Origin of the sequence: Mesorhizobium sp. M4B.F.Ca.ET.017.02.2.1, from assembly GCF_003998955.1 — a bacterium.
Lineage (GTDB): Bacteria > Pseudomonadota > Alphaproteobacteria > Rhizobiales > Rhizobiaceae > Mesorhizobium > Mesorhizobium abyssinicae.
On record NZ_RZOF01000213.1, the window covers coordinates 1 to 10,955 of the forward strand.

The 10,955-nt window shown below is 63.8% G+C and carries 11 protein-coding genes and 1 other RNA gene; 6 read left to right on the forward strand and 6 right to left on the reverse strand.

Going from position 1 to position 10,955, the window contains the following annotated elements:
* The 3 genes from EN738_RS22380 to EN738_RS22390 form a co-directional block, all read right to left on the reverse strand.
* Window positions 1-1,271, reverse strand: a 1,271-nt coding sequence (locus tag EN738_RS22380) for an extracellular solute-binding protein (RefSeq protein WP_145966900.1), incomplete at its 3' end; no start/stop codon positions are given.
* Window positions 1,271-3,148: an extracellular solute-binding protein gene (locus EN738_RS22385; protein ID WP_127285621.1), complete on the reverse strand. Its 1,878-nt coding sequence runs from the start codon at window positions 3,146-3,148 to the stop codon at window positions 1,271-1,273. The genes EN738_RS22380 and EN738_RS22385, both read right to left, overlap by 1 nt.
* A gap of 157 nt (window positions 3,149-3,305) precedes the next feature.
* The gene (locus EN738_RS22390) at window positions 3,306-3,950 is read right to left on the reverse strand and encodes a cytochrome c family protein (protein ID WP_127285622.1); all 645 of its coding nucleotides are present in this window, start codon (window positions 3,948-3,950) and stop codon (window positions 3,306-3,308) included.
* Between the two features lie 194 nt (window positions 3,951-4,144).
* On the opposite strand from EN738_RS22390, the gene EN738_RS22395 reads away from it, so the two are divergent.
* A complete protein-coding gene (locus EN738_RS22395; protein WP_127285623.1) occupies window positions 4,145-4,873 on the forward strand; it encodes a 3-deoxy-manno-octulosonate cytidylyltransferase in 729 nt (242 codons plus the stop codon).
* 10 nt (window positions 4,874-4,883) lie between these two features.
* Window positions 4,884-5,747 (forward strand): prephenate dehydratase, encoded by an 864-nt coding sequence (locus tag EN738_RS22400; RefSeq protein WP_127285624.1) that lies wholly within the window; start codon window positions 4,884-4,886, stop codon window positions 5,745-5,747.
* A gap of 191 nt (window positions 5,748-5,938) precedes the next feature.
* Here EN738_RS22400 and EN738_RS22405 read toward each other — a convergent pair whose 3' ends face one another.
* Genes EN738_RS22405 through EN738_RS22415 form a run of 3 tightly spaced genes read right to left on the reverse strand, consistent with a single transcriptional unit; the run spans window position 5,939 to window position 7,650 of the window.
* Window positions 5,939-6,241, reverse strand: a complete 303-nt coding sequence (locus EN738_RS22405; protein WP_127285625.1) for a Dabb family protein — start codon at window positions 6,239-6,241, stop codon at window positions 5,939-5,941.
* Between the two features lie 10 nt (window positions 6,242-6,251).
* Entirely contained in the window at window positions 6,252-7,193 is a 942-nt protein-coding gene (gene nudC, locus EN738_RS22410; protein ID WP_127285626.1) for an NAD(+) diphosphatase, read from the reverse strand.
* Between the two features lie 37 nt (window positions 7,194-7,230).
* Window positions 7,231-7,650, reverse strand: a complete 420-nt coding sequence (locus tag EN738_RS22415) for an HIT family protein (RefSeq protein WP_127285627.1) — start codon at window positions 7,648-7,650, stop codon at window positions 7,231-7,233.
* A 198-nt stretch (window positions 7,651-7,848) separates the two neighbouring features.
* Here EN738_RS22415 and ffs point away from each other — a divergent pair.
* The 4 genes from ffs to EN738_RS22435 all read left to right on the forward strand — a co-directional run.
* Window positions 7,849-7,945, forward strand: an RNA gene (gene ffs / locus EN738_RS22420) — signal recognition particle sRNA small type.
* 106 nt (window positions 7,946-8,051) lie between these two features.
* Window positions 8,052-9,851 carry a DNA polymerase III subunit gamma/tau gene (locus EN738_RS22425; protein WP_127285628.1) on the forward strand — a complete coding sequence of 600 codons (1,800 nt, stop codon included), beginning with the start codon at window positions 8,052-8,054 and terminating at the stop codon, window positions 9,849-9,851.
* A gap of 75 nt (window positions 9,852-9,926) precedes the next feature.
* On the forward strand, window positions 9,927-10,250 hold the full coding sequence (locus EN738_RS22430) for a YbaB/EbfC family nucleoid-associated protein (RefSeq protein ID WP_127285629.1): 324 nt from the start codon (window positions 9,927-9,929) through the stop codon (window positions 10,248-10,250).
* 217 nt (window positions 10,251-10,467) lie between these two features.
* Window positions 10,468-10,955 (forward strand): cell wall hydrolase (locus tag EN738_RS22435; RefSeq protein ID WP_189605926.1); only part of this gene is annotated, 488 nt, incomplete at its 3' end.

Genomic DNA, 10,955 nt, shown 5'->3' on the forward strand with positions numbered 1-10,955 from the left:
CGCCCCGAACCGTCCGAGGCGGGTTGCGTCACCGCCTCGCCGAAGGTCTCCGGCGGCAGCTGGTCGCGCAGCGGCTCCAGCAGGGCAAGCTCCTCGGGCGAAGGCGTGCCTTGCGCGCGAAAGTCCGATTTCTCGAAGCACGATTGCGAGCGCTCGTAGGAGCCGTAGAAGAAGTTGCGCCGCGTCCATTCGAAGTCGAAGCAGAGCCCGATCGCTTGCCGCACGCGCGGGTCGCGAAACTGCTCACGCCGCTGGTTGACGGCGGTGGCCTGCATCGAGGGCAAGGCCTCGGCCGGGAATTCGCGCTTGACCACCTTGCCGGCGGTGAAGGCCGGAAAGTCGTAAGCCGTCGCCCAGACCCGCGAAGTGAACTCCTCCCTGTAGAGGATCTCGCCCTTCTTGAAGGCTTCGAAGCCGGCGGTGCGATCCTGGTAGAACTCGATGCGGATGCGCTCGAAATTGTTCTGGCCACGATTGGCCGGAAGATCCTTGCCCCAATAGTCGGCCACCCGCTCAAATTCGATCCAGGCCCCGGCCGACCAGCGGCCGACCTTGTAGGCGCCGCATCCGAGCGGCGGGTTGAGTTGCGAGGAATCGAATGGGTTGGCGGTATAGAAGGCCTTCGACAGGATCGGGAATTCGACGATGTTGAGGATGGTGCGGGCGGATTGCTTGCCGGAGAAACTCAGCCTGAGCGTGCGCGGATCGACGGCGACCGCATCCTCGAGATGGGCTAGCGACAGCGACAGGTCGGGATGGCCCCTTTCTTTGAACAGCTTCAAGGAGAAGGCCGCGTCCTCGGCGGTCAGCGGCGTGCCGTCATGGAAGCGCGCCTCGGGCCTCAGCGAAAAGGTGAAGCTGTTGCGGTCGTCCGCAATCGTCACGCCGTCGGCAATCAGGCCGTAGACGGCGTCCGGCTCGTCCAGCGCCCTGGTCATCAGCGAATCGAAGCACAGGCCCATGCGGGGCGGCGAATCGCCCTTGGGCGTGTAGGAGTTCAGCGTGTTGAAGGTCTGCGGGCTCTGGTTGTAGCCCCAGTTGGGCGGCGAGAAGTTGAATGTGCCGCCTTGCGGCGCGTCGATGTTGACGTAGTCGAAATGCGCGAAATCCCGCTTGTATTTCAAGTCGCCGAACGCCGACAGTCCGTGCAGTTTCACGCCCGTCGGAGTGGCGGCGAAGGCGCGGCCGGGTAATAGCGCGGCGGCCGTAGCGGCGGCGCCGAGCGCCAGGACATCGCGGCGGGAGAGCGCCATCGTCGGTTGTCGCCCCATCAATTGCTGCTCTTGTATTTGGCCGCCAGCGCCTTTTCCTTCGCCGGGTCGATCCACCAGGAACTCTGGTCGGCGCCGCTATAGGTCGGCTGCTTTTCCGGGATGCCGAACTTGTTCCAGTAGGCGAGCCACAACACGGCGCGGTAATATTGCGGCACCACATAGAAGTTCCACAGCAGCACCCGGTCGAGCGCGTGGGTGGCGGCGACGAGGTCGTCGCGGTCGGTGGCGAAGATGATGCGGTCGACGAGCGCGTCGACGACCGGATCCTTGATGCCGGCATAGTTGCGCGACCCAGGCTTGTCGGCGGCCTTCGAGCTCCAGAAGTCGCGCTGCTCGTTGCCGGGCGATTCCGACTGCCCGAGCTGACCTATGATGACGTCGTAATCGAAATTGTTGACGCGGTTGACATACTGGGTCTGGTCGATGATGCGCAGCGTCGCATCGACACCGATCTTACGCAGATTGGCGATCCAGGGACTGGCGATGACCTGGTCGGTATCGTTCCAGCCGAGGATCTCGAATTTGAACGGCGCGCCGGTCTTGGCGTTCACCATCTTGCCGCTCTTGATGACCCAGCCGGCCTTGGCGAACAGCTCGACCGCCTGCTTCAGATATTTCCGCTCGGCCTGAGGGGTATCGTAGACCGGCAGCTTGAATTCCTGCGTGAAGAGCTCGGATGGCAGCTTGTCGCGGTACTTTTCCAGGATTTCCAGCTCCTTGCCCTGCGGCAGGCCGCTGGATGCCAGTTCCGTGCCCTGGAAATAGCTCTGCGTGCGGGTGTTGAAACCATAGAAAAGCGTGCGGTTCATCGTCTCGAAATCGAACGGATAGGTCAGTCCCTCGCGCACCAGGCGATCCCCAAACAGGGGACGCCGCTGGTTCAGCATGAAGGCCTGCATCGGCTCGGGTGAGGTGGTCTTGAATTCCTGTTTGATGACGTCGCCGGCCTGGATCGCCGGGAAACTATAGAACGTCTTCCAGCGCTTCGAGCTGTTTTCCGGCTTGATGTCGTCAAGTCCGCCTTTTGTGAAGGCCTGCCAGGCGGCATTGTCATCGAGGATGTAGGTGAAGCGCTGCGTATCGAAATTCTCGCGGCCGATCTTCACCGGCAGCTTGGCAGCCCAATAGTCCGGCACGCGCTGCCAGACGATTTCCGAACCCGGCTTGAAGCTGGCGATCTTGTAGGCGGCCGAGCCGAGCGGCGGTTCAAGCGTCGGTCTGGTGACATCGCGCTTCTTGCCGTTGGCGTCGGTGCCTTCCCACCAGTGCTTCGGCAGCACGGCGAGGTCGCCGATGATCTTCGGCAGTTCGCGATTGCCCTTCTGGTTGAAATGGAACTCGACCTCGCGGTCCGAGATGGCGACGGCGTCGGTAACGTTCTCGAAATAGCGGCTGTATTGCGGGCTGTTGGCCTTCAGCACCTGGAAGGACCAGATCACGTCGTCGGTGGTGATCGGCTCGCCGTCGTGCCATTTGGCCCTCGGGTCCAGCCGGTAGGTCGCCGAGGAATAGTCGGCCGGATATTTGTAGGCGTCCGCGATCAGCGGATGGCTGGTGCTGCCTTCGTCGGTCGACTGCTCCATCAGCGTGTCGTAGAGCAGCCCGCCACCGAAGCCGACCAGCCCCGCGGCCGGCGAACCCTGCACGATGTAGGGGTTGAAGCTGTCGAAGGTGCCGAGAACGACGGAATTGTAGGTGCCGCCCTTCGGCGCGTCCGGATTGACATAGTCGTAGTGCTGGAAGTTGTCGCCGTATTTGGAGTCGCCGATCAGCGAGGAGGTGGTGCGCCATTCATCCGCGAAGCCGGCCTGCAGGCTGCCGGCAAGGGCGGCCGCTATCAGTGCGGATTTGAGAACAGTTCGGCCAACCGTCATGCGTTCTCCTCTAGCGAACAATCCCCACCGGCAATCTAGATCATTTGACGACCGTGGAAACCGCAATGCGCCGGCTTTGTCGCCACACATGCGGTTTTCCTAACAGAAAAGCCGGGACGAACCCGGCTTTTCTGAGGATGTCTTTATGACAAATTGTTTATTGAGCGGGTGCCGCCGGCTTGGCGGGGGCTGCGCCCTCGGCCGGCTTGGCCGGCGCGGCGCCTTCCGCAGGCTTGGCTTCGGCCGAAGCGCCGGGCGCCGGCAACGGCTTGGGGCTGTCCGACAGCGTGCGCAGATAGGCGATCACGTTGGCACGGTCCTCGTCCTTCGGCAGGCCGGCAAAACCCATCGCCGTGCCCTTCACGAACTTCTTCGGCGAAGTGATGAAGTGGTTGAGGTTGTCGTAGGTCCACTTCTCGGCGCCGCCCTTGGAAAAATCCTTCATGCCGGCCGAATAGGCGAAGCCCTCATGCTCGGCGACGGGACGGTCGACGATGTCCCAGAGATCGGGGCCGACCTTGTTCGGGCCGCCCTTCTCGCCGGAATGGCAGGCCTGGCATTTCTTGAACACGGCCGCGCCCGCCTCGACATTGGCGGTGGCGAGCAGGTCGGCGATCGGCTTGGCTTCAGCGGCCGGGGCGGCCGGGCCGCCTTCGGCGGGCTCTGCCGCCTCGATGGCGAAGCCGGGCTTCTCGGGTGCGGGCGAGGCAAACAGCGCGTCGGACACGATGCCGACCGAAAAGACGACGAAGACGGTGCCAAGGAGACCGGCGAGCAGCTTGTTGACTTCGTTGGAATCCATGCGCCCCTTGCTCCCTTTTCCGGCGGACCGATCCGTCCACTCCGTCCGTCGGTATCCCGAACCGACCTCTCAGGCCGGTCAAATCGGGCGGAAACTAGGTCTTTTGCTCCGGCGTTGCAACACCTATAAGGGCGCTTCCAGTGAGACCTTTTGCCACTTTCGCCAGCCCCCTTTTCCAACGCCCCGTCGCACCGATGTCCACGCTCATCCTTATCCCGGCCCGCATGGCCTCGACCCGCCTGCCGGGCAAGCCGCTGGCCGACATTTCTGGCGTGCCGATGATCGTCCATGTCGCCCGCCGCGGCGCCGAGGCCGGGCTTGGCCGGGTCGTGGTGGCGACAGACACCGAGGCGGTGGCGGAAGCGGTGCGCGCGCACGGCTTTGAGGCCGTGATGACGCGTGACGATCACCAGTCCGGCTCCGACCGCATTTTCGAGGCGCTGAATGCGCTCGATCCGGAGAAAAAGGTCGAAACCATCGTCAATGTGCAGGGCGACCTGCCGACCATCGATCCCCAGATCATCGGCGCATCGCTGAAGCCGCTCGAGGATAAATCGGTCGACATCGCGACGCTCGGCGTCGAGATCGTCCGCGACGAGGAGAAGACCAATCCGAACGTCGTCAAGATCGTCGGTTCGCCGCTGTCTGCGACACGGCTCAGGGCGCTCTATTTCACCCGCGCCACCGCGCCCTGGGGCGAGGGGCCGCTCTATCACCATATCGGCCTCTACGCCTATCGGCGAGCCGCGCTCGAGCGCTTCGTCGCGCTGAAGCCGTCGCCGCTGGAACGACGCGAGCGGCTGGAACAGCTGCGGGCGCTGGAGGCCGGCATGCGCATCGATGCCGAGATCGTGCAGTCCGTGCCGCTCGGCGTCGACACGCCCGACGACCTGGAGCGCGCCAGGGAAATCCTTTCAAACTGAGATATTGGGCATGCCTGAAAAGACCAACAGAATATCCTTCCAGGGCGAGCCGGGCGCCAATTCCGACACCGCCTGCCGCAACATGTTCCCGTCGATGGAGCCGTTGCCGTGCCCGACCTTCGAGGATGCCTTCAACGCGGTCGAGACCGGCAAGGCCGAGCTCGCCATGATCCCGATCGAGAACACGATTGCCGGGCGCGTCGCCGACATCCATCACCTGCTGCCGGAATCGCGGCTGCACATCGTCGGCGAATATTTCCTGCCGATCCATTTCCAGCTGATGGTGCTGCCGGGGGTGAAGCGCGAAGAGATCAAGACCGTGCACAGCCACATTCATGCGCTCGGCCAGTGCCGCAAATACATCCGCAAGAATGGCTGGAAGCCGGTGGTCGCCGGCGACACGGCCGGCTCGGCGAAGATGGTCTCCGAGGTCAAGGATCGCACCATGGCGGCGCTGGCGCCGGCGCTCGCCGCCGAGCTTTACGGCCTCGACATCATCGAGAAGAACGTCGAGGACACCGACTCCAACGTCACCCGCTTCGTCGTTTTGACCAAGAACAAGCAGTGGGCCGAGCGGCCGTCTGCCGATGCCAAGATGATGACCACCTTCATCTTCCGCGTCCGCAACGTGCCGGCCGCGCTCTACAAGGCGATGGGTGGCTTCGCCACCAACGGCATCAACATGACCAAGCTGGAGAGCTACCAGCTCGGCGCCTTCACCGCGACGCTGTTCTACGCCGACATCGAGGGCCATCCGGACGATCCGCTGGTCAAGATGGCGCTCGACGAGCTGCGCTTCTTCTCGCGCGAGATGCGCATCCTCGGCGTCTATCCGGCAAGCGCGTCGCGCGAGCAGTGGAAGGTCGCGGATTAGCTGGCTGCGCCTGCGAGGTCAGGCGAGACGCTTCGTCATCCACGGGCGAAGCAAGGAGCGAAGCGACGCACGCAGACCCGAGGATCCATGCCGTTACAGTCGAGCGCTGCCCTTTGGTGCGTCGCTCCGCCCTGGGATGACGACCTCATGAAGGTCCGGGCTAATCTCAGACGTTGGCGCTCGATCCAATCTCAGCCAAAGCCAAGCGGCACATAATCGATTTCGAGAAATTTCTCGACCTCGGGCACCCAGCGGTCGCGGACGAAGGCGACATGGTCGGGATGTTCGTTGTAGCGGGTATAGGCCGCCTGGTCGGCGAACTCCATCGAGAAGCCGAACTGGTAGTCGTTCTTCGGGCTCACCTGCCGCAACTGCTCGAAATGCGTGACGCCCTTGATCCCGGTGAGGATCTTTTTGGCGTCGTGCAGGAAGCGCTTCGTTTCCAGCGACTGCAAGGGATGCTTCAGCGTGAACACAACGGTGTGACGGATCATTCTTCTGCTCCTATTCGCTGTCGACCCAGGCGCGGATGAGGTGATGCGCGATAGCCCCCTTGGGCGGCGTGATCAAGCCATCGGCATGCGTCCTGTCGAGCATCAGGCGCACCTCGTCGCGCGAGAACCAGCGGCAGTCCTCCAGCTCGTTGAGATCGGCCTGGATGTCGTCGTTGAGCGGCTCGCCGAAGCAGCCGATCATCAGCGAATAGGGGAACGGCCAGGGTTGGCTGGCGTGGTAGACGACGCGGCCGAGCCGGATGCCGGCCTCCTCCAGCGTTTCGCGGCGCACCGCCGCCTCGATCGTTTCGCCGGGCTCGATGAAGCCGGCAAGTGCTGAATACATGCCGGGCCCAAAATGCCGGCCGCGCCCGAGCAGGCATTTGTCCGCCGTCACCGTCAGCATGATCGCCACCGGATCGGTGCGCGGGAAGTGATCGGTGCCGCAGGCCGGGCAGTGCCGCCTGTAGCCGCCGGCGCGCATTTCCGAACGGTTGCCGCATTTCGAGCAGAAGGCGTGGCTGGCATGCCAGGCAAGAAGAGCCGCCCCTTGCGCCAGAGCGCCGGCCGCCGCCTCGTCGATCAGGCCCTGCATGTAGACGGAGCGGTAGTCGATCGCTTTGACGGTCTCGGGAAGCTCTTCCGGCTCGATGCCCGCCGGCACCGCCAGCACCGGGCCGGCGTCGGAAAAGCCGAGCAGCACACCCTGGTCGAGCGAGACCTTGAACGGCTGGCTTTCCGGTGCCGCGAACCAGGGGTCGAAGCTGTCGCCGTCGAGTTTCAGGTAGAGCCGGCCGCCATGCATCAAGAGAAGCCGCGTCGCGGCATCGGCGAGCGCCTGTTCGACGGAGTCGTCGGCGCGCGTCTCCGACTGCCGGTCGATCGTGTTGCCGGCGAAGCCGACGAATTGGCTCGGCTCCCGCAAGGGCGCGTCAAACAGGCGGAAGGTCATGGGGACTCAGGGCTTCGGGGATGGACACGAGGTCAGCTTATAGCGCCGCCTTGATCGTTTCGGCAAACCGCCGGATCTCGGAACTGCTGTAGGGCTCGCGCAGGCCATGCCCCCAGACCGGCCCTGGCCAGGCCGCATCGCCCTCCGAACGGGCGATGACATGGATGTGCAGCTGGCGCACGATGTTGCCCAGCGCGCCGGTATTGATCTTGGTGCAGCCTGTCGCCTTCTTCAGCGCTTGCGCCACCATGTTGGTCTCGAAGGTCAGCATCGCCTGGTCGAGCGGCGTCAGGTCATGGATTTCCTCCACGCCCGGCCGCTGCGGCACCAGGATGAGCCATGGCCAGCGGCAATCGTTCATCAGCCTGAGTTCGCACAGGCCGAGCCACATCAGCTGCTCGCTGTCCGCCTCCAGCCTGGCGTCGAGCGTGAATCCGGCCTTGAGGCCCGGCAGCATTGGCGTTTCCTTCACTTTTGTGGGCATTGCAGCGTCTTTTGAGCCATGAACGCTAGAGCGGCTGCAATGGGGCTGCAAGCGAATCATTGGCCGATATTGCGGATTTGAAGGTCTTGCTGCCCCGCGGCACATCCGGTTTGGGCTGCTCAATCAGGTCTGCCCTTGCATTTCATCGCCGAATTGCCGATATGGAGCGCGGGAGGTTGGTGGTGGACGATCCACTCGCCAACCGGGTCAGGTCCGGAAGGAAGCAGCCCTAACGAGCCCGGAACGGGTCATTGTTCCAGCCTCCCGCCTCTTCGCCTTTCTCTCGCGACATTGACGGCGCCAAGCCGTGCGGGCGAAACTATGCGCAGGTATCGGACCGCCTTCCGTCGTGGTCCTGGGAGCTTTGACGGCGAATGAGCGAAGCCGGAAACTTGGGGACGGATAAGGCAGGCGCCTATCGGGTTCTGGCGCGCAAATACCGCCCCTCGAATTTCTCGGAGCTGATCGGCCAGGAGCCGATGGTCCGCACGCTGACCAACGCCTTCGCCTCCGGGCGCATCGCCCAGGCCTGGATGCTGACCGGTGTGCGCGGTGTCGGCAAGACAACCACGGCGCGCATTCTGGCGCGAGCGTTGAACTACAAGACCGCCACCGTCGACCAGCCTTCGGTCGATCTGTCGATCCCAGGCGAGCATTGCCAGGCGATCATGGAGGGCCGCCATGTCGACGTCATCGAGATGGATGCCGCCTCGCACACCGGCATCGACGATATCAGGGACATCATCGAGCGCGTGCGCTACGCGCCGGTCTCGGCCCGCTACAAGGTCTACATCATCGACGAAGTGCACATGCTCTCCACCCAGGCCTTCAACGGCCTGCTGAAGACGCTGGAAGAGCCGCCGCCGCACGTCAAATTCATCTTCGCCACCACCGAGATCCGCAAGGTGCCGATCACGGTCCTGTCGCGCTGCCAGCGCTTTGATCTGAGGCGCATCGATGCCGGCGCGCTGGTCGCGCATCTGTCGGCGATCGCCGCCAAGGAGGGCATTTCGGTCGACGACGACGCGCTGGCGATGATCGCGCGCGCTGCCGAAGGCTCGGCGCGCGATTCGCTCTCCATCCTCGATCAGGCGATCGCCCATGGCAGCGGCACGGTCAGCGCCGAGGCCGTGCGCGCCATGCTCGGCCTCGCCGACCGCGCCCGCATCGTCGACCTGTTCGAGCATGTCATGAAGGGCGACGTCGCGGCGGCCCTGGCCGAATTCCGCGCCCAGTACGACACCGGCGCTGATCCGGCCGCGGTGCTCACCGACCTTGCCGAATTCAACCACCTCGTCACCAGGCTGCGCTTCGTGCCGACGGCTGCCGACGATGCCTCGCTCTCCGAGGATGAGCGCCGGCGCGGCGGCGATTTCGCCAGCGCCCTGTCGGTGCGCGTGCTGTCCAGGACATGGCAGATGCTGCTGAAGGGCATCCCCGAAGTGCAGTCCTCCAACCGGCCGGTGAGCGCCGCCGAGATGGTACTGATCCGCCTCGCCCATGCCGCCGACCTGCCGACACTGGACGAGGCGCTGAAATCGCTGGAGGGCGCTTCGCCGGTTCCGAATGGCGCGCCGCGCGCCAACGGGGCGCCGGCAAGCCCCGGCAATGGGGGCGCCAGCGCTGTGGCGCAGGCGCGCATGTCGTCCGCCGGAGGCGGCGCGCAGACGATGCGGCTGGTGGAGGCGCAGCCCGTGCCCGCGGCCTTTGTCGCGGCGCCGGAACCGGTCGTCGAAACGCCTGCTGTGCCGGTGAAGTCCTTGGCCGACATTGCCGCCCTTGCCGATGCCAATCGCGACATCGCCTTCAAGGTGTTGATCAAGCGCTGCGTGCGGCCGGTGCGCATCGAGCCCGGCCGCCTCGACGTCAGCCTGACCGAAGATGCGCCGAAGATGCTGCTCAACGACCTGACCGCCAAGTTGCGTGCCTGGACCGGCCGCAACTGGCTGGTCTCGCTGTCGAAGGAAGATGGCGGGCAGACGCTGGCTGAGATGGAAACGACGAAGCGCGAGATCGCCTTCCTTGATGCGAAGAGCGACCCGACGGTCGCCGCCATCCTCGCCCGCTTCCCTGGCGCCAAGATCATCGATGTGCGCATTCCGGACGTGCCGGAAGTGGAAGAGGCCGAGGCCGACCTGGCGGTCGATCCGGCGGCGGATGACGACGAAATCTAGAGCATGATCCCGAAAAGTGGGAACCGGTTTTCGGACAAGATCATGCTCCAACAATGAACTGAAGAGGACATTTGGATGAAGGATCTTCTCGGCCTGATGGGCAAGGCGAAGGAAATGCAGGCCAAGTTCCAGGCCATGCAGGATGAGATCGCCACGCTCGAAGCCACCGGGCAGGCGGGCGGCGGCCTGGTTAGCGTGACGCTGACCGGCAAGTTCGAGATGAAGGTGCTGAAGATCGATCAGTCGCTGCTCAAGGAGGATGAGGCCGAGATCGTCGAGGACCTCATTCTCGCCGCCCACAATGACGCCAAAAATAAGGTCGAGCAGGTCATGCAGGAAAAGACCAAGGCGCTCACGGCAGGCTTGCCGATCCCGCCCGGAATGAAATTGCCGTTCTGAGCCGGCTGCCTCCAGTTAATTGATTATGAACGGAAATCGGACGCCGGGGCAGTTGTTAAGACATTCCCCGGCTTTGTTCACGCGGTCGTTTCCAGCCATTCATAAAGTTTTACCTATGCTGCACGAATGCTAATCCTTTAGCCATCTTTTTGCCTTTAAGAGTCTCATTCTTGCCACATCTCGGGGCGGGCTGGCATCTGGAAATGAGGCTTTTTTGTTGATCGCGACGCGATGGAAGACGCCGCTGCTGTTCCTCGGCATCGTCACTTCCCCCTTGCTTCTGGCCGGCTGCAGCCAGACCACTTCGCACGGCATGTCGGTGGCCAAGCTGACCGATGCCATCACGCCGAGTTTCCTGAGCTCGCGCTCCTACGGCGCCACCCCCAAGGACAGGGAATGCCTTCAAAGGGCGATGTTCTTCGAATCCAACCGGTCGAGCCGCGACGGCATGATCGCCGTCGGCACGGTCGTCATGAACCGGCTGCGCTCGGGTCAGCACGGCAGCACGATCTGCGAGGTCGTCGGCGAGCGGGGCCAGTTTGCCCCCGGCGTGATGACGCGGCCGATGAATTCGAGGGCGATGCCCGATGTCGAGGAGGCCGCCGACGCCGTGCTCAAGGGCGAGCGCAACGCCAAGCTGAAGAACACCATGTTCTTCCACACCGCCGGCCTGCGCTTCCCTTACAAGAACATGCACTACACGAT